This is a genomic window from Erwinia typographi (genome assembly GCF_000773975.1).
Classification (GTDB): Bacteria; Pseudomonadota; Gammaproteobacteria; order Enterobacterales; family Enterobacteriaceae; genus Erwinia; species Erwinia typographi.
Genome location: NZ_JRUQ01000027.1, coordinates 226,484 through 248,271 on the forward strand (window position 1 = coordinate 226,484; position 21,788 = coordinate 248,271).

At 57.4% G+C, this 21,788-nt stretch carries 22 protein-coding genes; 16 read left to right on the plus strand and 6 right to left on the minus strand.

Going from position 1 to position 21,788, the window contains the following annotated elements; genetic code table 11:
• Nucleotides 1–11: 11 nt before the first annotated feature.
• The 11 genes from NG99_RS08330 to NG99_RS08380 all read left to right on the plus strand — a co-directional run bounded on the left by NG99_RS08330 (nucleotide 12) and on the right by NG99_RS08380 (nucleotide 11,521).
• Nucleotides 12–935 (plus strand): ABC transporter permease, encoded by a 924-nt coding sequence (locus tag NG99_RS08330; protein WP_034890730.1) that lies wholly within the window; start codon nucleotides 12–14, stop codon nucleotides 933–935.
• 11 nt (nucleotides 936–946) lie between these two features.
• A complete protein-coding gene (locus tag NG99_RS08335) occupies nucleotides 947–1,837 on the plus strand; it encodes an ABC transporter permease (protein ID WP_034890733.1) in 891 nt (296 codons plus the stop codon).
• A gap of 11 nt (nucleotides 1,838–1,848) precedes the next feature.
• On the plus strand, nucleotides 1,849–3,669 hold the full coding sequence (locus NG99_RS08340; RefSeq protein ID WP_034890735.1) for an ABC transporter ATP-binding protein: 1,821 nt from the start codon (nucleotides 1,849–1,851) through the stop codon (nucleotides 3,667–3,669).
• Nucleotides 3,666–4,826, plus strand: coding sequence for an alanine racemase (locus NG99_RS08345; protein WP_034890738.1), 1,161 nt, complete (start codon nucleotides 3,666–3,668; stop codon nucleotides 4,824–4,826). The genes NG99_RS08340 and NG99_RS08345 overlap by 4 nt, the downstream gene beginning before the upstream one ends.
• Before the next feature lie 171 nt (nucleotides 4,827–4,997).
• Nucleotides 4,998–5,906, plus strand: coding sequence for a carbon-nitrogen hydrolase family protein (locus NG99_RS08350; protein WP_034890741.1), 909 nt, complete (start codon nucleotides 4,998–5,000; stop codon nucleotides 5,904–5,906).
• On the plus strand, nucleotides 5,906–6,688 hold the full coding sequence (locus NG99_RS08355; protein ID WP_232298238.1) for an ABC transporter ATP-binding protein: 783 nt from the start codon (nucleotides 5,906–5,908) through the stop codon (nucleotides 6,686–6,688). Before NG99_RS08350 ends, NG99_RS08355 begins: the two co-directional genes overlap by 1 nt.
• Nucleotides 6,689–6,702: 14 nt before the next feature.
• Nucleotides 6,703–7,536 (plus strand): ABC transporter permease, encoded by an 834-nt coding sequence (locus NG99_RS08360; protein WP_034890746.1) that lies wholly within the window; start codon nucleotides 6,703–6,705, stop codon nucleotides 7,534–7,536.
• A 2-nt stretch (nucleotides 7,537–7,538) separates the two neighbouring features.
• Nucleotides 7,539–8,543: an ABC transporter substrate-binding protein gene (locus NG99_RS08365; RefSeq protein ID WP_034890748.1), complete on the plus strand. Its 1,005-nt coding sequence runs from the start codon at nucleotides 7,539–7,541 to the stop codon at nucleotides 8,541–8,543.
• A 51-nt stretch (nucleotides 8,544–8,594) separates the two neighbouring features.
• Nucleotides 8,595–8,792: a hypothetical protein gene (locus NG99_RS08370; protein ID WP_034890751.1), complete on the plus strand. Its 198-nt coding sequence runs from the start codon at nucleotides 8,595–8,597 to the stop codon at nucleotides 8,790–8,792.
• Nucleotides 8,793–8,801: 9 nt separating this feature from the next.
• Complete coding sequence (locus NG99_RS08375; RefSeq protein ID WP_034890754.1) at nucleotides 8,802–10,172, plus strand: amidase; 1,371 nt, start codon at nucleotides 8,802–8,804, stop codon at nucleotides 10,170–10,172.
• A gap of 2 nt (nucleotides 10,173–10,174) precedes the next feature.
• Nucleotides 10,175–11,521, plus strand: coding sequence for an amidase (locus NG99_RS08380; protein ID WP_034890756.1), 1,347 nt, complete (start codon nucleotides 10,175–10,177; stop codon nucleotides 11,519–11,521).
• 17 nt (nucleotides 11,522–11,538) lie between these two features.
• On the opposite strand, the gene NG99_RS08385 is transcribed toward NG99_RS08380, so the two are convergent.
• Nucleotides 11,539–11,928 (minus strand): tautomerase family protein, encoded by a 390-nt coding sequence (locus tag NG99_RS08385; RefSeq protein WP_034890759.1) that lies wholly within the window; start codon nucleotides 11,926–11,928, stop codon nucleotides 11,539–11,541.
• Nucleotides 11,929–12,070: 142 nt separating this feature from the next.
• On the opposite strand from NG99_RS08385, the gene NG99_RS08390 reads away from it, so the two are divergent.
• Together NG99_RS08390 and mug are read left to right on the plus strand one after the other, a co-directional pair.
• On the plus strand, nucleotides 12,071–12,994 hold the full coding sequence (locus tag NG99_RS08390) for a LysR substrate-binding domain-containing protein (protein WP_034890762.1): 924 nt from the start codon (nucleotides 12,071–12,073) through the stop codon (nucleotides 12,992–12,994).
• Nucleotides 12,995–13,113: 119 nt separating this feature from the next.
• Nucleotides 13,114–13,641, plus strand: coding sequence for a G/U mismatch-specific DNA glycosylase (gene mug / locus NG99_RS08395; protein ID WP_034890764.1), 528 nt, complete (start codon nucleotides 13,114–13,116; stop codon nucleotides 13,639–13,641).
• Between the two features lie 82 nt (nucleotides 13,642–13,723).
• Here the strand turns inward: mug and rpoD are convergent, their stop codons facing one another.
• From rpoD to rpsU, 3 genes are all read right to left on the minus strand, one after another.
• Nucleotides 13,724–15,565, minus strand: coding sequence for an RNA polymerase sigma factor RpoD (gene rpoD / locus NG99_RS08400; RefSeq protein ID WP_034890766.1), 1,842 nt, complete (start codon nucleotides 15,563–15,565; stop codon nucleotides 13,724–13,726).
• 299 nt (nucleotides 15,566–15,864) lie between these two features.
• The gene (dnaG, locus tag NG99_RS08405) at nucleotides 15,865–17,610 is read right to left on the minus strand and encodes a DNA primase (protein ID WP_034890767.1); all 1,746 of its coding nucleotides are present in this window, start codon (nucleotides 17,608–17,610) and stop codon (nucleotides 15,865–15,867) included.
• A 113-nt stretch (nucleotides 17,611–17,723) separates the two neighbouring features.
• Nucleotides 17,724–17,939 carry a 30S ribosomal protein S21 gene (gene rpsU / locus NG99_RS08410; protein ID WP_001144069.1) on the minus strand — a complete coding sequence of 72 codons (216 nt, stop codon included), beginning with the start codon at nucleotides 17,937–17,939 and terminating at the stop codon, nucleotides 17,724–17,726.
• 302 nt (nucleotides 17,940–18,241) lie between these two features.
• On the opposite strand from rpsU, the gene tsaD reads away from it, so the two are divergent.
• Nucleotides 18,242–19,258 (plus strand): tRNA (adenosine(37)-N6)-threonylcarbamoyltransferase complex transferase subunit TsaD, encoded by a 1,017-nt coding sequence (tsaD, locus tag NG99_RS08415; protein ID WP_034890786.1) that lies wholly within the window; start codon nucleotides 18,242–18,244, stop codon nucleotides 19,256–19,258.
• 73 nt (nucleotides 19,259–19,331) lie between these two features.
• On the opposite strand, the gene NG99_RS08420 is transcribed toward tsaD, so the two are convergent.
• Both NG99_RS08420 and plsY read right to left on the minus strand, forming a co-directional pair.
• Complete coding sequence (locus NG99_RS08420) at nucleotides 19,332–19,631, minus strand: hypothetical protein (protein ID WP_034890788.1); 300 nt, start codon at nucleotides 19,629–19,631, stop codon at nucleotides 19,332–19,334.
• A 115-nt stretch (nucleotides 19,632–19,746) separates the two neighbouring features.
• Nucleotides 19,747–20,349, minus strand: a complete 603-nt coding sequence (gene plsY, locus NG99_RS08425) for a glycerol-3-phosphate 1-O-acyltransferase PlsY (protein WP_034890790.1) — start codon at nucleotides 20,347–20,349, stop codon at nucleotides 19,747–19,749.
• 107 nt (nucleotides 20,350–20,456) lie between these two features.
• Between plsY and folB the strand changes: the two genes are divergently transcribed.
• Nucleotides 20,457–20,816: a bifunctional dihydroneopterin aldolase/7,8-dihydroneopterin epimerase gene (gene folB / locus NG99_RS08430; protein WP_034890792.1), complete on the plus strand. Its 360-nt coding sequence runs from the start codon at nucleotides 20,457–20,459 to the stop codon at nucleotides 20,814–20,816.
• A 113-nt stretch (nucleotides 20,817–20,929) separates the two neighbouring features.
• Complete coding sequence (gene bacA / locus NG99_RS08435; RefSeq protein ID WP_198138747.1) at nucleotides 20,930–21,778, plus strand: undecaprenyl-diphosphate phosphatase; 849 nt, start codon at nucleotides 20,930–20,932, stop codon at nucleotides 21,776–21,778.
• The last annotated feature ends 10 nt before the right edge of the window (nucleotides 21,779–21,788 follow it).

Genomic DNA, 21,788 nt, shown 5'->3' on the forward strand with positions numbered 1-21,788 from the left:
CGGGACTTATTATGCTGCAATTTATCGCACGCCGAAGCATTGCGGCGCTGGTCACCGTCTGGATCGCCACGCTGGCGGCGGTGTTGCTGATCCACCTGGTGCCTGGCGATCCGGTGCGCACCATGTTTGCCCAGTCTCAGGGCGTGACTCCCGCGCAGATCGAAGAGATCCGCCATAACTTTGGCCTCGATCTGCCGATTTATCAGCAGTATTTCAACTACCTGGTGCGGCTGTTTCATGGCGATATGGGCGTGACCATCCGGGGTCAGCAGCCGGTGCTGAAGCTGATCATGATTTGCCTGCCCTACACCCTGGCGCTGACCTGCTCGGCAATGGTGGTCGCGCTGCTGTTCGGCATGACCTGCGGCTTTATTGCCGCTTATAAACGCGGCAGCTGGTTTGATTCCGCGCTGATGGTGACGGCGATCCTGGGCGTCTCGTTACCCCATTTTTGGCTTGGGCTGATGCTGATGCTGCTGTTCTCGGTCAAGTGGGGGCTGCTGCCGGTGGCGGGCACGGGCTTTGAAGGCCTGATCCTGCCAGCGCTGACGCTGGGCATCACCAATGCGGCGATCATTGCACGCCTGACCCGATCCTCGATGATTGAAATTTTCAGCCAGGACTTTATCCGCACCGCGCGGGCCAAAGGGCTGCCGCGCACGCTGGTGCTCTATCGCCATGCGCTGCGTGCCGGTCTGATCCCGGTGATCACCATGATGGGGATGCAGTTCACCTATCTGATGGGCGGGGCGGTGATCATCGAAAACGTCTTCAGCTGGAACGGCATTGGCAGGCTCGCCGTGCAGGCTATTTTCCAGCGTGACTACCCGCTGATTCAGGGCTTCATTCTGGTGTTTGCTTTTATTGTGGCGATCGTTTCATTGCTGCTCGACATTCTCTATGCGTGGCTCGATCCGCGCATCAAAGTGCAATAACCGGAGGCGATATGTCTGCTCAACTCAGCAGTGAAGCGGCCCGGCCGCTGACCACCGGCGGCAACGGATTCCGCCGTCTTGTGCGGGGCGTACGCCGCAACCGGGCGGCAATGGTCGGGCTGGTGATTGTGCTGTTGCTGATTTCGCTGGCGATGCTCGCGCCGCTGCTGGCCCCCTATGCGCCGGACCGGATGGGGGCAGGGCGCCGACTGACGCCGCCTTCGCTGGCGCACTTGTTCGGCACCGACGAATTTGGCCGCGATATCTTCAGCCGGATCATTTACGGTTCGCGCCTGACGCTGACGATCGGCGCGATTTCCGTGGGGATCTCTGCCGTTTCCGGGCTGCTGCTGGGCCTGCTGGCAGGCTATGCCGGCGGCTGGCTGGAGCGGGTGATTATGCGCGGCACCGACGTACTGTTCTCGTTTACCGAAGTGCTGATTGCGCTGGCGGCGGTGGCGATGCTGGGGCCGACGCTGCAAAACGCGATGATTGCGGTGGGCATCGCGGCAATCCCTTTTTACGTCAGGATTACCTATTCGCAGGTGCTGGTAGAGAAAAACCGGCCCTACTTCGAAGCGGCGGTAGCGGCGGGCGCTGGCACCTTCCGGCTGATTTTCCGCCATCTGCTGCCAAACGTGATGCCGCCGCTGATTGTGGTTGCCACGCTGGGGATGTCTACGGCAATGCTGGCTGCCGCCGGGCTCTCTTTCCTCGGATTAGGTGCGCAGCCGCCGTTACCGGAGTGGGGATTGATGCTCTCGCAGGGAAGAGATTTTATCACCCGCGCGCCCTGGATCTGCATTATTCCCGGCATCGCCATTGTTATCACCGTGCTGGGCTTTAACCTGCTGGGCGACGGTATCCGCGAAGCCCTCGACCCCGGTCAGCAGCGCCATTAAGGAGCATAACCATGACCCTCACTCCGTTGCTGAGCGTCAGCAATCTGACCCTCGCTTTCACCCGTGATATCAGCCAGCCCCCGACGGTGAAAGGCCTCTCTTTCGATCTAAAACCGGGCGAAACGCTGGCGATTGTCGGCGAGTCCGGCTCCGGCAAAAGCGTTTCAATGATGTCGCTGCTGCAACTTCTGCCGCGTCATTCCAGCTTTATTCGGGCTGGCGAAGCGCTGTTTAACGACCAGGATCTGCTGCGCATGAACGAAGAGCAGATCAATAAGATCCGCGGCGCGCAAATCTCGATGATCTTTCAGGAGCCGATGACCTCCCTCAACCCGGTGCTGAGCATTGGCTTGCAGCTGACCGAGGTGATTGTGACCCACCAGAAGCTTTCCGCTTCTCAGGCAAAAGATCTGGCGATAGCGATGCTTGCGCGGGTGAGGATTAACGATCCGCAACGCCGCTTTCGTCAGTATCCTCATGAGCTCTCCGGTGGTATGCGGCAGAGGGTGATGATCGCCATGGCGCTGGCCTGCCGTCCGCAAATCCTGATTGCGGACGAGCCGACCACCGCGCTGGACGTCACCATTCAGGCCGAGGTGCTTGAGCTGCTGCGGGAGCTTAAGCGTGAATTCAACACCTCCATTTTGCTGATCACTCACGATATGGGGGTGGTGGCCGAAATGGCCGATCGGGTGATTGTGATGCAGCAGGGGCGGATGATCGAGCAGGGCGATGTCGGGCCGCTGTTTGCCGCGCCCCAACATGCCTATACGCAGGCCCTGATGCGGGCGGTGCCGCGTCTGGGTGAAACGGCGGGGCAGGAAGGGCCGGTTCGTTTTCGCCTGCTTAATGAAGCCGAAGAGACGACGCCGTTAATCAGCGGGGCGCTGACTCCCTCAGCCGTACCGGCTCAACCGCTGCTGGAAGTACGCGATTTACACGTACGCTATGACGTGCGGGAAGGGGTTTTACGCCGCCTGAAAGGGCGAGTTCACGCGGTGGAAGGGATCAGTTTCAACCTCTATCCGGGAGAAACGCTGGCGCTGGTGGGCGAATCCGGCTGCGGTAAATCCACCACTGGCCGCTCGCTGATCGGGCTGGAAACCCCCTCGTCGGGTGATATCCTGCTGGATGGCTATGAAGTTCATCGTCTGAATCGTCATGCGATGCGGCCGGTGCGCAAAATCGTGCAGATGGTGTTTCAGGACCCTTTTGCCTCGCTGAATCCCCGGCTGGATGCGGGCAGCCAGGTGCGGGAGCCAATGGACATTCATGAGGTGGGCAACCATGAGACGCGCGACCGTAAAGTGGCCGAGCTCTTTGAGCGGGTAGGCCTGTCGCCGGAGATGCGCCATCGCTTCCCCCATGAGTTTTCCGGCGGGCAGCGCCAGCGGCTGTGCATCGCCAGAGCGCTGTCTCTGGAGCCGAAGCTGATTGTCGCCGACGAGGCCGTGTCGGCGCTGGACGTCTCCATTCAGGCGCAGGTGGTTAACCTGATGCTGGAACTCCAGGCGCAGCTGGGGATTGCCTGGCTGTTTATTTCTCATGATATGGCGGTGGTCGAGCGGGTGGCGCACCGCGTGGCGGTGATGCAGATGGGACGAATCGTCGAGATTGGCCCGAAAGCGTCGGTCTTCTCCCGGCCCGGCCATCCTTACACGCAGCGCCTGATGGCTGCGGTACCGGTGGCCGATCCGACGCACCAGCGCCAACAGTTTTTCCGCGATACGACCGAGCTGAAAAGCCCGATTCGTGCGCTTGATTATCCGGGACGGCCTCAGCAGATGAAACAAATCGCGCCTGGGCATTTTATTGCAGTGGAGGATGTGTGAATCAATTAAAGGCCGGGTCACCGGCAGGTGAAGGAAGCGAGCGTCCCTTTTATGACGATCGGCTGACGCCTTATATCGAAATCGACGCGCAGCGGCTGGAGAGGAATTTACAGCAGATGCAGCGTCGGGCTCTGGTGGGCGGGGTGCAGCTGCGTCCACATGCCAAAACCCATAAAAGCGTGGCCCTTGCGCGTCGCCAGATTGAACTGGGCGCGGTGGGCATTACCGTCTCCAAACCGAGCGAAGGCGTGGTGTTTATTGAAGGCGGCGTGCGCGACGTGCTGCTGGCTTATCCGGTTGTCCGGGCGGAGACGCTCAGGGAATTGTTTGCCGCAGCGATGCGCACCGGCACCCGCCTTGGCGTTATCGTAGCCGGGCTGGAGGGCGTGGCCGCCGTGGCTAAAGCCGCCGTGGATTCAGGCTCGCTGGATCTCTCTGTCTGGATCAAAGTGGATGTCGGGCTGGGAAGGGTCGGCGTCAGCCCGGAAGGCGAGGGCGCGCTACAGCTGGCGCAGGCACTGCGGCTTGGCGGCCTGCGCTTTGCCGGTCTGCTTTCTCATGCCGGTCATGCTTATGGCGCACAGAACCTTCAGCAGGTGGCGCAAATAGTGCAGGACGAAGCTACCCGCATGTTGGGATTGCAGCAGCGTTTGCAGAAGGCCGGCTTCCCGGAATGTCGTGTTTCGGTAGGATCAACGCCATCGATCCTCGGCGCGCCGCTCCCGCAGGGTTTTGACGAGATCCGCCCCGGTAACTACTCTCTGCTGGATCTGGCGGCGGTCAGGCTGGGGTTGTGCACGCTGGATGACGTGGCGCTGACTCTTGTCGCCAGGGTGGTGGCGGTTAACGATCGCTATGCGATTGTCGATGCCGGATCAAAAGCGCTCAGTTCTGACAAAGGGCCGCACGGAACTGGTGCAGCCGATTTCGGTCTGGCGGTAAATACCCTGAGCGGCGCGCAATATCGCATTGAAAAATTATCCGAAGAGCATGGATTTATTCCACATTGTGGCAATAAGCCGGAAGTGGGCAGTATATTGCGCCTGTTTCCCAACCATTCGTGCGCAGTGATGGCATCATTTAATCATTTTGTTCTGAGAAATAATGATGGTGCGGCGGATATCATGAATATAGACGCTCGCGGTCAGTTTTTATAAAAAATGGATCGGATATTGCATTATTTATTCAGATTGAGGTAACGAGACAGATAATGAAAAAGGCCGGATAAAAAATGTGAGTTAATTTTCTTAGCCACATTCTATAAGAGCCGCTTATTCATTCCGCTGAGCAATCAGCGGAAAGGCTTCGCTTTACCTGGAGACACCGCGATGAAAGAAATCACTATTGCCACGGTTGCACTACAGGCTTTTTATGACAAAAAGCGCAACGTGGAAAATATTTTGCAACAGCTGAGCCTGGCGGCAGAACAGGGCGCAGATTTAGTGGTTTTCCCTGAGCAAATTATGCAGGGATATTTGACCGATACGCTGTCATTTAATGTCGAGAATGTCCGCTGGCAGTTTGCTCATGCCGAGGTGGTTGAGAGCGGCGAGGGCATCAGCCAAATCCGTGAAGCGGTGCGGTCGCTGGGCGTTTATGCGGTTATCGGCATGACCGAACGCCATGCCCAGCGCGAGGAGGTGCTGTTTAACACCGTGGTGCTGCTGGGGCCGGAAGGGGAAGTGGGGCGCTACCGCAAAGTGCATCAGCCCGGCGATGAGAAGCATGTTTACTATCCTGGCGATGATTTTCCAGTCTTTGATACCGCAATTGGCCGTATCGGTATGCTGATCTGCTATGACAAGGTCTTCCCGGAAAGTACCCGCGAGCTGGCGCTCAAAGGGGCAGATATCCTGATTATGCCTACGGCGTGGGCGCTGGCAGGCGACAATGACGATCCGGAACGGGATAGCATGGTCGACAGCTACACGCTGTTTGGACGAGTGCGGGCGCTGGAGAACCAGTGCTGGATGGTAGAATCCAACCTGTTTGGTCAGCATGGCAACCTCCACTATCACGGGCACAGTCGCATTATTAATCCGCTGGGAAAAATTATCGCCTGTACCGGGTTTGCTGCCGGAATAGCTACGGCCAGAGTTAACGTGACGGCGGAAATTATCGCCGCCCGCAGCGTGGATTATATTGGCTACCACTTTCTGAAAGATTACGTGCCGGTTAGCGCGCCACCTTCGCTGTTAACCGTGCGTCAGCACCACGTTAAAACCTCAGGAGAATAATGATGGCCTTCGCCCTGGAAGCAATTAATATTTCAAAAAGCTACGATTCGGCCAGCGGCCAGATAAGCGTGCTGAAGCAGATGAATTTTCACGCCAATGCCAATGAATTTGTTTCCTTCGTTGGCCCCAGCGGCTGCGGTAAGTCGACATTATTTAATATTATTACCGGATTATTAGCGCCCGACGAGGGCAGCATTCTGATTAAAGATCGTGAAACCACCGGCAGCCCGTCGGAAAATTTGGGCTACGTGCTGCAAAAGGATCTGCTCTTTCCGTGGCGAACGGTGATGCAGAATGTGATTCTCGGTCTGGAAGTGCGCGGGGTAAATAAGAGCGTCGCCCGGGATCGCGCCGCCAGCCTGTTTAAAACCTATCACCTGGAGGGCTATGAAAATAAATACCCTTCCCAGCTCTCCGGCGGCATGAAGCAGCGCGTGGCGCTGATGCGAACGATGGTCACCGAGCCAGAAATCATTCTGATGGATGAAGCCTATAAAGCCCTTGATTACCCGCTGAAAATCTCGCTGGAAAGCGAGCTGCTCAGCGTGGTGAAGGAGCAGAAAAAGACCGTCATTTTTATCACGCACGATATCGAAGAGGCGGTGACGCTCTCCGACCGGGTGTATGTGATGAAGGCGCGTCCGGGCGAAATTATTCACGAAATCAACGTCGACCTCGAAACGGACAGCAGGCTGATCCCTGAGCGCCGTATGTCGCCACGTTTTAACGACTATTACGAACTGATCTGGCGCAGCATTGGCGCTGCGCCAGTGACGCTTTGACGGAGGGACGTGCCATGAACAGTGTGACTCAACAGGTCAGCAGCAGCGCGCCGCCGCTGCGTCGCCACGATGCCTTTTTCCGTTCGGCCTCGGCCCGACGCTATATTTTGCTGTTTCTTCAGCTGGCGATTGTGGTCGTGCTGCTCGGCGGTTGGGAAATTGGCGTACGCGCCGGCAGCATCAGCAAGTTTCTCTTCGCCAGCCCAGGCATGGTCTGGGAAGTGCTGGTTGAGCGCTTCAACTCCGGCGAGCTGGCCAGCGATATCTGGATTACTGCGCAGGAGACGCTGATTGGCTTTGCCGTGGGCGCCGTCGGCGGATCGATTCTCGGCCTGCTGCTGTGGTACTCAAAATTTATCTCCGACCTGGCCGCGCCGTTTATCGCCGCGATTGGCGCCATCCCGGTGCTCGCCATCGCGCCGATGACCATTATCTGGTTCGGCACCGAGATGACTTCCAAGGTGATGATCGTCGCCTTCTCGTGTGTGGTGGTTTCCCTGACCACTTCCTACAAGGGCGCTACCCGCACCGACCCCGATCTGATCAATCTGCTGAGATCGTTCGACGCCTCACGCTCGGTGATCTTCTTCAAGCTGGTGGTTCCCTCCGCAATGCTGTGGGTGGTGTCCGGCCTGCGCCTTAACGTGGGCTTCGCGCTGGTGGGGGCCATTGTCGGTGAGTACATCTCTTCCGACGCGGGCGTTGGCCATATGATCCTGCTGGGCAGCTCCAACTTCGGTATGAATATCGTGCTGGCCGGCGTGGTGTTAGTGATGATGATGATGTTGGTTTTTAACGGCTTAGTGGCATTACTCGAACGATTAATCCTCTCCTGGGAAAGGGCATAAAGATGAAACAGATTGCATTGGTACGAGGCATTACGCTGGCACTGGCACTGGGCGTCGCTGGTCAGGCGCTGGCTGAAGACACGCCGGTTCGCATTAATCAGGCTTTCCAGTCCTTGCTGTATCTGCCGCTGTACGTGGCGCAGGAGCAGGGCTTTTTTAAACAGCAGGGGGTTGCGGTAAAAATCAGCACCGGCGGCGGCGGCGCGCAGTCGTGGGCGGCGGTGATTGGCGGCTCGGCCGATTTCTCCATTCAGGACCCGGTGTTCGTGCCGAAATCCCATGAGAACGGCGGTGGCGGCGTGGTGGTGGCGGGCGTGCAGAACGGCCCCACGGTGTTTATTTTCGGTAAAGACGCCACGCCGTTGCAGAATAACCTGAAGTTCCTCTCCGGGAAGCGCGTGGTCACCAGCCCGCAGCCGGATACCACCTGGGCGTTTATGAGCTACCTGATCAAGCAGCAGCAGCTGAAGGACGTGAAGCTGGTTCACGTAGCGATCGGTAACGAAACTCCCGCCGTGATGGCCGATCGTGCCGACTATGCGCTGGCCGTTGAGCCGCAGACCTCGGTAGCCGAAAAACAGAATGGCCTGCATGTGGTTTACTCCTTCTCCGCCAACCAGGACTGGTTCCCGTTTGCCTTCTCCAGCCTGACCACCACCCAGGATTACATCAGCAAAAATCCCAAAGCGGCTCAGGGTGTGGTGACGGCGTTTGAGCAGGCTTCACGCTTTATCTACAAAAACGTCGATCGCTCGGTAGAGATCGCCAGCAAGTACTTCCCTAACGTGCCGAAGGATATCGTGCGCAGCGCCGTGCAGCGCGAGATAGAGGCTAAAGGCTACCCTGAAAACGTGCTGATCTCTAAAAAGGCCTGGGATAACAACATGAATATCTCCCTTTACGCGAAGAACATTAAGGCTTACCCGTCCGACGCGACTTCGTATGAGAACAACGTCAATACGGCTCTGGCGACTAAGGCCAAAGAAGTGGTCGACGCAGAGAAATAATCCTCATCGCGTGCCGGCTGCGGTCGGCACCTCTCAGTTTAAGAGGGCTTTATGGCTTCAACACTGGTTCACCGCCTGGCGCTGCTGGGCCCGCTTAGCGAACAGCATCTTCAGGAAGTCACCCCGATTGTGGAAGACTGGACGGCCCGGGCAGCTGCGCTCAGCGCGTGGGTTGCAAGCCACGCCACGGCCAGCACGCTGCCGATCACCGTGCGCATCACTCCCCTCAAACCGGTTGACCCTCAGTAAGGAACGCCTATGTCAGATCTTCTCACTCTGTCGATCGCCGAGGCTGGCAGACAGGTGCGCGCCGGGCAGACCGGTTTTGTGGCGCTGGTGCAGGCCTGCCTGGACCGCGAGCGGCAAACGCGTGGGCTGAACGCGTGGAGCGAACTGTATGCCGGACAGGCGCTGGCGCTGGCCGCTGGCTATCAGACGCTGCTGGATAACGGGGTCGATCTGGGACCGCTGCACGGTATTCCGCTAGGCCTGAAGGCCAATATCGCCATCGCAGGCCGGGAGATGCACGCTGGCAGCAAGCTGCTGAAGGGCAACGTGGCTTCTCAGGATGCGACCGTCAGCCAGCGCCTGAAGCAGGCCGGAGCGATTATCCTGGGCTGCACCAATATGCATGAATTCGCCTGGGGCGGAACCACCAATAATCCGCATCACGGCGCCTGTTTTAACCCCTGGGATAGCGCGCGGATTCCTGCTGGTTCAAGCGGCGGTTCCGGCGTTGCCGCTGCGGTGCGCAGCGCCTTTGCGACGCTGGGGACGGACACTGGCGGTTCGGTACGCTTACCGGCCTCAATGAATGGCATAACCGGGCTGCGCCCCGGCGTAGGACGCATCCCCACCGACGGCGTGTTCCCTCTGGCCTGGAGTATGGATACCGTTGGGCCGCTGGCCCCGTCCAGTGAAGACTGTGCTCTGCTCTATAGCGTACTGAGCGGCGAAGCGCTGCTGCCGATGGACGAGCTGCCCCACGCCCTGCGCGTGGGCATCATCAGCGATTACAGCCGGGGAGGTCTCCAGCCTGATATCGCTCTGGCCTTCGAGGAGATGCTCGCCGAGCTTCAACGGATGGGCGCCACGCTGTTTGAGGTGGAGATTGACGGGCTGGAAAGAGCCGTTGATGCGCAGGTGATTGTTGATGCCGCAGAACCGAGCGCCATCCACTGGCCGTGGCTTCAGCGCCAGCCGGAGAATTATGGCGAAGACGTTCGCGCGCTGCTGCTGGCGGGCGGCAGCTTTACCGCCGTGGAATATTTGCAGGCGCAACGTTACCGCACGCTGCTGCGCGAGCAGTTTAACCAGCTATTTCGCAAGGTCGATGCGATCGTTATGCCGATGCTGCCTTTCACCGCGCCGCTGGTCGGGCAGGAGACGCTGATGATTGGCGACGGCGAGGAGAGCGTGCTGACCGGGAATATGCGCTTTACCTGTATTCCCAGCCTGACGGCGATGCCAGCGCTGAGCTTCCCTGCGGGATTCGATCGTCAGCGGCTGCCTGTGGGTATGCAGCTGATGGGGCCGGACGGCAGCGAGCAGCGGCTGTTGCAGATTGCCCACCATTACCAGCAGCGGACGACCTTCCATTTGCAGCAGCCGCCCGTTGGCAGGGAGTAAGAATGACGAGTCCGTTTATTACGGTGACTGAACTGGCTGCCGCGCTGCGTCGCGGCGAGCTGACCTGTGAAGAGATTGCTGGCTTTTACCTTGCGCGGATCGCCCGCCATGACCAGCGGCTCAACGCGTTTGTCACCGTTTTTAGCGGGACGCTGGTTACGGCGGCACAGGGACAGGATCTGCTGCGCAAGGCTGGCGTGGATCTGGGGCCGCTTCAGGGGATCCCGCTGGGGATTAAAGATCTGCTGCACTGGCAGGGCACACCCTGTAGCGCCAGCTCGCGTCAGCTTGCCGACAGCCGCTCGACGCAGACGTCTCCAGTCCTGACGCGGCTGCTGCAACATGGCGCGGTGCTGGCCGGGAAAACCCAGCTGGTGGAGTTCGCCTTTGGCGGCTGGGGAATCAATCAGGCGGCAGGCACGCCGTGGAATCCCTGGGATTGTGAGGTGCATCGGGTGCCTGGCGGTTCGTCCAGCGGTTCGGCCGTGGCGGTTGCCGCCGGGCTGGTTCCTGCCGCTATCGGCACCGATACCGGAGGCTCGGTACGCATTCCGGCGGCGATGAATGGCCTGGTGGGGCTGAAGCCCACGCAAAATCGCATCAGTCGTGAGGGCTGTATTCCCCTCTCCATCACGCTGGACTCCATCGGGCCGCTGACGCACAGCGTGGCCGACGCCGAGCTGCTTTATCGCTGTATGAGCGGTGATACCTTCAGGCTGGCTAACGCCGACACTCTGCGGGTGGCGTATATCGAACCGGCCACGCTGGGAGCGGACATTGATGCTGATATTGTCGCGGCGCTGGAGACGACGCAGCGTCTGCTCAGCGAGGCCGGGGTAGCGGTGACGCGGATCAAGCTTCCTTTCTCGTGGACTGGACTCAGTGCCCGCAGCGGAGAAATTATCGCGGCGGAAGCCTGGGCCTGGCATCGCGAGATGATGACCAACCATCGCGATCTTTATAATCCCTCAACCGCCGAAAAGCTGCTGCACGGCTCGGCGATCGGCAAAGAGAGCTTTGAAGGGTTGCTGAGAGAGCGGGAGCAGCATATAGCGCTGTTTCGCGAAGTGATGAGCGAGTGGGATATTCTGCTGATGCCGACGCTGGCCGTGACGGCTTGTCCGCTGGAGGCGGTGGATGAACGCCAGGCTACGCTGGCGCTGCTGACGCGGGCGGTGAACTACCTCGACGGCTGCGCGATCACGCTGCCGGTTGGGCTCTCTGCCGGGGGGATGCCGATAGGCGCTCAGCTGGTGGCGGCTTATCACCACGAGCCGCAGCTGCTGGCGATGGCGTACCGTCTGGAAGCCGCCGTGGCCTGGCATCACCATCCCGGCGGCTGGGAGTAAAGGGTAGCGCGCCGCGTTTAAAGATCGCCGGTCAGGTACTGCGCCACGCCGTTGCCGAAGCTCCAGTCACCTTTCGCGTTGGTAATAAAGCTGATGATCAGATCGCTGCCCAAAATGCCGCAGCTCTCTTTCAGCTCCCGGCAGAGTTCAGCCATAAAAAACTGCTTCTGCTCATCGCTGCGCGGGCTGGTAAAGACCCGCACCATCACCAGGTTGTCGGTACGGGTCAGGCCCAGGCCGGTATCTTCAAAAACCATCTGATATCTTTTGTTCTCGTGAACAATTTGGTAACGGTCGCGTTCAGGCACGTTAAAGGCGGCCAGCACCGCGCGGTGCGCCGCATCCAGCATTGTTTTCAGCTCCGATTCCGGGCGGCCCTGAATCACGTCAAATTGTAGTAAAGGCATCGGTTATTCCCCTCAAAAGAGTAAAATTAGCCGACAGAACAACGGGCTGTCTGTCGCTGACCTGTCGGATACTTTACGGCGATCTTTGCCAGGGAAAAAGCGCTATACTTGAACTGATTATTTACTATTGTGAACAATAAAAATGAAGGACGTAAAGAGCGATGCGTTGTGGAGCCACCTTCACTGGCTGACGGTGCTGGCGGAGCAGGGCAGCTTTACCCGCGCCGCCGATCGGCTGGAGGTCAGCAAGGCGGCGATGAGCCAGAAAATTAAGGAGCTGGAGCATGTGGCTGGCCTTCCGCTGGTGACGCGCACCACCCGCAGCGTGCGGCTGACCAGCGCCGGAGAGAAGCTGGTGGAAGAGCTGCGGCAGCCCTTTGCGCAAATTGAACAGAGTTTTTTCAGCGTGCGCGACTCGTCCGGACCGCTGCGAGGGTTGGTTCGGGTGACGGCGCCCGTGGCCTTCGCCCGCCAGCAGCTGGTGCCGCACATTACCGCTTTTCTGCGCGAGCATCCGCAGGTGCGCGTGCAGCTTGAGGTTTCGGACCGGCTGATTTCCCTGGCGAGTGAAGGGTTCGATCTCGCTATTCGCCACAGCGATACGTTGCCAGAAACGCACGTTGCGCTGCCGCTCTGCGCCACCCGTGCTCAGGTTGTCGCTTCGCCCACTTATCTGGCACGGTACGGTATGCCTGAGACGCCGCAGGCGCTGAGCGGGCATCAGTGCCTTTATTATCCGCGAGGAACCGAAACGCCCAGCTGGACGTTTGTTGCGCGGCTGACGGGGCGGGAACCGGTCACGGTTAACGTGACTGGCCCCTTTGCCACCAATAACAGCGAATCCATCCGGGATGCCGCCCTCGACGGGCTTGGCATCGCGCTATTGCCTGACTTCAGCGCGCGGGCGGCGCTGGGAGACGGACGACTAGTGGAGGTACTGCCGGAGTGGCAAACGGTGGGCGCCTTCGCCGAGACGCTGTACGTGGTCCGCCCGTGGTCTGCTCAGGTTCCCCGCGCCGTCAGCGGCTTTATCCACTGGCTGCGGGAGGCTTTTCAGCCGGTCTGAACGGGCGATCGAAGCGGCCTGATAAATTTGTATTTTATGATAAATTGACCCTCAATTATGCTGGCAAGTATCCCTGTTCTATGCTGGCTGGATAACAACGCTGTAACGAGAAGACAAAAGTGAGTGAGACTGACCAACACGGCATTACGGATATTCTGGCACCGGGCCTGCGGGTAGTTTTTTGCGGCATCAATCCGGGGAAATCCTCCGCCCATACGGGCTTTCATTTTGCCCACAAGGGCAACCGGTTCTGGAAAACAATCTGGCAGGCTGGCTTTACGGCCAGACAGCTGAGGCCGGAAGAGGAGCAACTGCTGCTGGACACGGGCTGCGGCATCACCATGCTGGTGGAGCGGCCAACCAAAGAGGCTACCGAGCTTTCGGGCATGGAGCTGCGCGATGGCGGCAAGGCGCTGATTGAGAAAATCCAGCGCTATCAGCCCTATGCGCTTGCCGTACTCGGTAAGCAGGCTTATAAACAGGCATTTCGGGTCAGCAAGGTAGAGTGGGGCAGGCAGCCGCAAACCGTTGGCGAGACGGAAATCTGGGTGCTGCCCAATCCCAGCGGCCTGAACCGGGCTTCGCAGGATGACCTGTCGGCGGCTTACCGCGAGCTGGACACCGCGCTGGCCGAACGGGGACGCTGAAGCCGCAGGCGCGCTTTTATCGCGACAAAAAAAAGCCCCTGCAAGCAGGGGCTGTTTAGCGGGACATTTCTTACCCGAAGGTTTAGTCGTCCAGGAAGCTACGCAGAACTTCAGAGCGGCTTGGGTGGCGCAGCTTACGCAGCGCTTTCGCCTCAATCTGACGAATACGCTCACGCGTTACGTCAAACTGCTTGCCGACCTCTTCCAGCGTGTGGTCGGTATTCATATCGATACCGAAACGCATACGCAGCACTTTCGCTTCACGGGCCGTCAGGCCAGCCAGCACGTCGTGGGTGGCTGAGCGCAGGCTTTCGGAAGTGGCGGAGTCCAGCGGCAGCTCCAGCGTGGTGTCTTCGATAAAATCGCCCAGATGTGAATCTTCATCATCACCAATCGGCGTCTCCATAGAGATCGGCTCTTTAGCAATTTTCAGCACCTTGCGGATTTTATCTTCCGGCATCAGCATCCGCTCGGCCAGCTCTTCCGGCGTCGGCTCGCGCCCCATCTCCTGAAGCATCTGGCGGGAAATACGGTTGAGCTTGTTGATGGTCTCAATCATATGCACCGGAATACGGATGGTGCGCGCCTGATCAGCGATAGAGCGGGTAATAGCCTGTCGGATCCACCAGGTCGCATAGGTTGAGAACTTATAACCACGGCGATATTCAAACTTATCTACCGCTTTCATCAGGCCGATATTCCCTTCCTGAATCAGATCGAGGAATTGCAGACCCCGGTTGGTGTACTTTTTGGCGATCGAGATAACCAGACGTAAGTTCGCTTCAACCATCTCTTTCTTCGCACGGCGCGCTTTCGCTTCACCGATCGACATGCGACGGTTAATATCTTTCACCTGTTCAATCGTCAGGCCAGTCTCTTCTTCGATCTGTCCCAGCTTCATCAGGCCGCGCTGCACGTCGTCATTGACTTCTTTCAGCTTCTCAGACCAGGGTTTGTTCATTGCCAGCGCCGCTTTGAACCAGGTTTCGCTGGTTTCATTGCCGGTGAACAGCGTGATGAAGTTCTTCTTCGGCATTTTGCAGATTTCAACGCAGAGCTTCATGATCAGGCGTTCCTGAGTGCGAACGCGATCCATCATGGTACGCATGTTGTTCACCAGGAAGTCGAACTGCTTCGGCACCAGGCGGAACTGCTTAAATACGTCGGACAGGTTCTGAATTTCAGTCACGGCATCAGCATGGCTGCGGCCTTTGGCTTTGATAACGGTACGGGCTTTTTCATACTGAACGCGCAGGTCGTTAAACTTCTCGCGCGCCAGCTCTGGATCGATGCTGTTGTCATCGTCGGAACTGTCGTCATCATCTTCGTCTTCATCGTCGTCGTCGTCGCGCTCTTCCTGAGACAGCTCAGACCCTACGTGAGTAGCGGTAGGGGCAATATCTTCTTCAGCATTCGGATCGACAAAGCCGGTGATCATGTCTGACAGGCGTGCTTCACCCGCCTCAACGCGATCGTACTGTTCCAGCAGATAGGTGATGGCTTCAGGGTATTCAGCAACGGAGCACTGTACCTGGTTGATACCGTCTTCGATGCGTTTAGCGATGTCAATTTCGCCTTCGCGCGTCAGGAGCTCAACGGTACCCATTTCGCGCATGTACATGCGCACCGGGTCGGTGGTGCGTCCGATCTCAGATTCAACGCTGGACAGCACTTGAGCCGCTGCTTCAGCAGCATCTTCGTCGGTGTCGCTGCTGTTTTCGTTCAGCATCAGATCGTCGGCATCAGGCGCTTCTTCTACAACCTGTATGCCCATGTCGTTGATCATCTGGATGATGTCTTCAATCTGATCGGAGTCGACGATATCTTCCGGCAGATGGTCATTGACCTCGGCATAGGTCAGGTAGCCTTGCTCTTTACCACGGGTGACAAGAAGCTTCAGCTGTGACTGCGGGTTTTGCTCCATAAGACGGTATCCACACTTCTGTTAAATTAGATTGGTGTCGGTGGCTATGCAGCCAACAATAACAGTGAGGGCGTTGGATTTTTGCCGCTGCCCATCGAAGCGGCTGCCAGGCTCAACCTGGCGCATAATCGGCACTTAAGCCGCAGTGTTCGGTATTCGAAGCCGCGTTGCTGCCCTGTACTGGCTGGCAAACTCGTCAGTCCCCACGTACCCTGGTACGCTGCGTTTGCTGCAATCAATCTGACTGCGAGGAGCTTCGCTTCTTAAATTGGTCAACGGCGATCGCATCGGCCGCGGTATTATTTCTTTGCTAAGGCCTGGCTCAGCGTCCAGAACTCGCGACGTTCTTCCGCGTTCAGCACATGCGTGCGGTCACGCGCAATCAGCTCTTCAAGCCGACGTTCCAGCGCAGCGTCATACATGCTGGCCAGCGAATCTTTAAACATGGTTTCCACTTCATCTTCTACGATCATGTGGTTCCAGGTGGCCAGATTTTCAAGGCTCTGGCTAAATTTTGTTCCGCGGTATAACTCTAGTAACTGTCCGGTGGTCAGGCCAGGGTGAGCTACGCAAGTGTTCACTAACTCAACAAATAGCGGAAACCCCGCCAGCTCTGAAGCCTGTAGCCCGTCCAGCGGCGGAACCATATTAGCCAGCGCAGGATTCTGAATCAGTAACCCAATCAGTATACGCATGGTTGTGCGTTTTAGCTGAGGCTGCTGGGGTGGTTTTGCATTCTCACCCTGCTTAGGCATCAGCTTTTCCAACTGGCTGTCATCCAGAATCCCCAGCTTATTCCCCAGCTCCTGACGTAAATAGATACGCAGCGTTTCGCCGGGAACCTGGCTAATCAACGGCAAAGCCAGCGTGCTGAGCTGAGCGCGTCCGTCCGGCGAGCGCAAATCAACCTGCGGCAGCAAAGAGTCAAACAGGAACGCGGAGAGCGGCATTGCCTGCTCCATCCGGGCTTCAAACGCCTCTTTGCCCTCTTTACGCACCAGCGTATCCGGGTCTTCGCCGTCAGGCAGAAACATAAAGCGTAGCTGACGACCGTCATTCATGTAAGGCAATGCGGTTTCCAGCGCTCGCCATGCGGCTTCGCGGCCCGCTCTGTCGCCGTCATAGCAACAAATCACGCTATCGGTGGTGCGGAAAAGAAGTTGAATATGCTCTGGCGTGGTGGAGGTGCCCAGCGACGCGACGGCATAATCAATGCCGAACTGCGCCAGCGCCACCACATCCATATACCCTTCAACGACCAGCAGCTTCGACGGTTCTGGATGATTCTTTTGCGCTTCAAACAGGCCGTACAGCTGGCGACCTTTATGAAAAATATCGGTTTCCGGCGAGTTCAGGTACTTCGGCACTGCGTCGCCTAAAACGCGACCGCCAAAGCCTATGACTCTTCCGCGCTTGTCGTGGATCGGGAACATCACCCGGTCGCGAAAGCGATCGTAACTGCGGCCCTGGTCGTTCGTCACCAGCATTCCTGCATCAATCAGCGACTGGCGATCGTCCTGATTACGGCCAAAGCGCTTCAGGGCGTTGTCCCAGCCGGCAGGCGCATAGCCGATAGAGAAATGCTTGATAACCGCATCGCTCAGACCGCGTTTCGCGAGATAGTCGCGCGCGCCTGAAGCCTGACTCTGAGAAAGCGCCTGCTGGTAAAACTCGCTCAGGCCGCCCATCAGCTGGTAGAGGCTTTGACGCTGATGACGCTCAAGCTGGCTGGGGCCGGTTCCGCTCTCATAGGGCACTTCAAGCCCGTACAGCGTCGCCAGCTCTTCAATGCTTTCGACAAACTCCAGACGATCGTAATTCATCAGAAAGTCGACGGCGTTGCCGTGAGCGCCACAGCCGAAGCAGTGGTAAAACTGTTTTTCACCGTTCACGGTGAAAGAGGGGGTTTTTTCATTATGGAAAGGACAGCACGCGTGGTAATTCTTGCCCTGCTTTTTCAGCTTTACGCGCGCATCGATAAGATCCACGATGTCCGTGCGTGCCAACAAGTCATTGATAAATACGCGTGGAATTCGTCCAGCCATAAGCCCCGGTTTATCAGCTCATAAACGAGAACAAGCCGCGCATTCCTTTCGGAAAGCACGGCCTTCTTAACTACTTACTTGTCTGCGTAGCGTGAGGGAAACCCCTCCGCAGATTAGTACAGACGAGTGCGGCGTGCGTTTTCGCGAGCCAGTTTCTTCGCGTGGCGTTTAACGGCAGACGCTTTGGCGCGCTTACGTTCGGTAGTAGGTTTTTCATAAAACTCACGACGACGAACTTCAGCCAGAACGCCTGCTTTCTCGCAAGAACGCTTGAAGCGACGCAGTGCTACGTCAAATGGCTCGTTTTCACGTACTTTAATTACCGGCATGTAACTCTCACCTCGATAAATTCGGTTTTGTTGCTGACGTCAGTGCCAGCTTGTTTCAAAATGGTGCGGAATTTTACTCCAACACAGGCCGCGTTGTAAAGCACCATAGCATAATGTCACCAACAGATGCGCCTGTGCCACTGCCGGTTTTTTTCAGGGCGAGGAGTATACATCAATGCGCGCGCGGCGGCGAAAATATTTTCTCCTGACTTATCAGTAAGTCAGGCCTGTCGCTGCAAAATTGCCGCTCGCCGTGGGGCCTTCATGCTACACTGCGCGCCGCAAGAATGAGGTGAAAAGTCATGCGTGTGCTCGGAATTGAAACATCCTGCGATGAAACCGGAATCGCCATTTACGATGAGGCGAACGGTTTGCTCGCCAACCAACTTTATAGCCAGGTCAAGCTGCACGCCGATTACGGCGGAGTGGTGCCAGAACTGGCCTCGCGCGATCATGTGCGAAAAACCGTACCGCTAATCCAGGCCGCTCTAAAAGAGGCCGGTCTTCAGGCTCAGGATATCGATGCCGTCGCCTATACCGCCGGGCCCGGGCTGGTTGGCGCGCTGCTGGTCGGCGCGACCATTGGCCGTTCTCTGGCCTTTGCGTGGGACGTCCCGGCGATTCCCGTCCATCATATGGAAGGCCACCTGCTGGCGCCGATGCTGGAGGATAACCCGCCCGCGTTTCCTTTTGTCGCGCTGCTGGTCTCCGGCGGGCATACCCAGCTCATCAGCGTGACCGGCATTGGGGAATATACCCTGATGGGCGAGTCCGTTGACGATGCCGCAGGAGAAGCGTTTGATAAAACGGCGAAGCTGCTCGGACTCGACTATCCTGGCGGTCCGATGCTGTCGAAAATGGCGCAGCAGGGTGTTGAAAAGCGCTTTGTCTTTCCGCGCCCAATGACCGACCGGCCGGGGCTGGACTTTAGCTTCTCAGGACTGAAAACCTTTGCCGCCAATACGATCCGTGAAAACAGCGAAGACCCGCAGACCCGTGCGGACATCGCCCGGGCGTTTGAGGACGCGGTGGTTGATACGCTGGCGATCAAGTGCAAACGCGCGCTGGAGCAGACCGGCTTTAAGCGGCTGGTGATTGCCGGCGGCGTCAGCGCTAACCGTACGCTGCGTAGCAAAATGGCTGAAGTGATGAAGGCGCGCGGCGGCGAAGTCTTTTATGCGCGCCCGGAATTCTGCACCGATAATGGCGCCATGATCGCCTACGCCGGGCTGGTTCGCCTGAAGGGGGGGAGTCGGGCAGCGTTAAGCGTAACGGTGCGCCCGCGCTGGCCACTGGCCGAGCTGCCGGGGCTGGAATAAAGAGAAACGAGTCCGCGTCATCACCTTGCGGTGCGGTCGTGGGCCCGAACCCGCTCCTCCTTGTTGGGCGGGGTTAGTTACCCAGCAGGCCGTTCAGAAAACCACCGATAACCGGAATGCCACCGATCATATTTTCAATGGTACTGCCCACGTTGCCGCCAATCCTGCTGCCGGCATCTCTGCCAAAGTCAGAGAATATCTGGCTGAGGCTCACGTTGCCCAGTAGGGGTATCTCAATTTCCAGTCCACCGGTAACGTTGGAAATCATGTTGAAGATGCCATTGCCGATGTTACCGCCCACGTTGCCAAAGAGATCTTCAATGATACCAGCGCCGCTTACCTGCATGATTTCAATGCTGTTCAGTTCTTTCATTCTTATATCCTTATAAATTTTACATTGTTACCAGAACGAATAATGTTCCAAAACAAGTGTAAACAATCGCCTCCTGGCTAAATATCGCAATTTATCTAAATTTACCGGCCTGAGGTTAAGGCTTCTTCTTTTTCTTCTTCCAGATTTTTGTTTCCTGCCCGCGCCACAGGCGCTGAATATTGTCGTGATGACGCAGCAAAACCAGACAGGACAGCATGGCTACCGGAAAGGTGAACTGGGGCTTAAACCACCAGACATAGAAGGGGGCAATCAGCGCGCTGATAATCGCGCCCAGCGACGAGTAGCCGCTAAGAAGGACGGTCAGCAGCCAGGTTCCGGTCATCAGGCCGGTTAAATCCCAGCCGATGGGCGCAATGGCGCCAAACGCGGTGGCAACGCCTTTACCACCTTTGAAATGGAAGAAGACCGGATAAATATGCCCTATGCAGGCGGCGATGGCGACCAGGCCCAGATAGAGGGGCGATACGCCATAGTGATAAGCGAGCCAGACCGGCAGCATTCCTTTGAGCACGTCAAACACCAGCACCATCGCTGCCGGAACTTTCCCGCCGATACGCAGGACGTTGGTCGCGCCTGGATTACCGGATCCGTTCTGACGCGGGTCCGGTAATCTAAACAGTCGGCAAACCAGGATCGCGCTGGAAATGGAGCCGCACAGATACGCGAAAAGAATCATACCAAGCGCGAATACACTCATAACACCGTTCCATCTTGTAGGGGTCGTTTTGTTCTCATCATCCGTGGATAATACGCATAATCCGCCGGAAGTGGTATCTGGCAACCGCAAAAACAGAGACGCCCATCATGGATATTGTATTTATTGAACAACTGTCGGTCATTACCACCATTGGTGTTTATGACTGGGAACAAACCATTCAGCAGAAGCTGGTGTTCGATGTCGAACTGGCCTGGGACAATCGCCAGGCGGCCGCCAGTGACGATGTGAATGACTGCCTGAGCTATGCCGATGTGTCGGAAGCGATTATTCACCATGTGGCAAACGGTAAATTTGCCCTGGTGGAGCGGGTGGCGGAAGAAGTGGCGGCGCTGCTGCTGGCGCGATTCAACTCGCCCTGGGTGCGAATTAAGCTCAGCAAACCCGGTGCAGTGGCCCAGGCCGCGCGGGTGGGCGTCGTCATCGAGCGCGGGACTAATCTGAAATAAATCCAATAGCATTGCCATCCCGGTGAAACCAAACCACATTATGCTCTGTCTTAAGGTTGGCCTAACTCTGCGTGGGCACAATTTGGCGGGAGCGTTAAGCAACCGCCTTTTTAATGTTTTTTATACGGATAGGGGAAAAGTGGATGGCAGATATTCATCAGCTATGGGTGGCAGCAATACTTGGCATTGTTGAGGGGTTAACAGAGTTTCTTCCTGTTTCCTCCACCGGGCACATGATCATTGTCGGTCATCTGTTAGGGTTTGAAGGCGACAAAGCAGATACTTTTGAAGTAGTTATCCAGCTCGGTTCAATTTTAGCCGTGGTAGTGATGTTCTGGCGTCGGCTGTTTAGCCTGATTGGCATCCATTTTGGCAAGGTGCCGCATGAAGGGACGGGGAGCGGCCATTTGTCGCTGATCCACATTCTGCTGGGTATGGTTCCTGCCGTGGTGATTGGCCTTATCTTTCACGACAAAATCAAAGAATTATTCAACCCGATAAACGTCATGTACGCGCTGGTGGTGGGCGGCGTGCTGCTGCTGGCCGCGGAATACCTTAAGCCAAAACAGCCTAAGGCCGTTGGCGTGGATGATATGACCTACCGTCAGGCGTTGATCATCGGCTGCTTTCAGTGTCTGGCGCTCTGGCCGGGTTTTTCCCGCTCCGGCGCGACCATCTCTGGGGGAATGCTGGTTGGCGTAAGCCGCTATGCCGCTTCAGAATTCTCGTTCATTCTGGCCGTACCGATGATGATGGGCGCCACGGTGCTGGATCTCTATAAAAGCATCGGCTTCCTGACGATGGCCGATTTCCCAATGTTTGCCGTTGGCTTTATCGTGGCGTTTATCGTCGCGCTGATTGCCATCAAGGTGTTCCTGAAGCTGATTCAGCGCATCTCGTTCGTGCCGTTTGCTATCTATCGCTTTATTGTGGCGGCGGCGGTCTACATGATTTTCGTCTAACCGGCGCTTT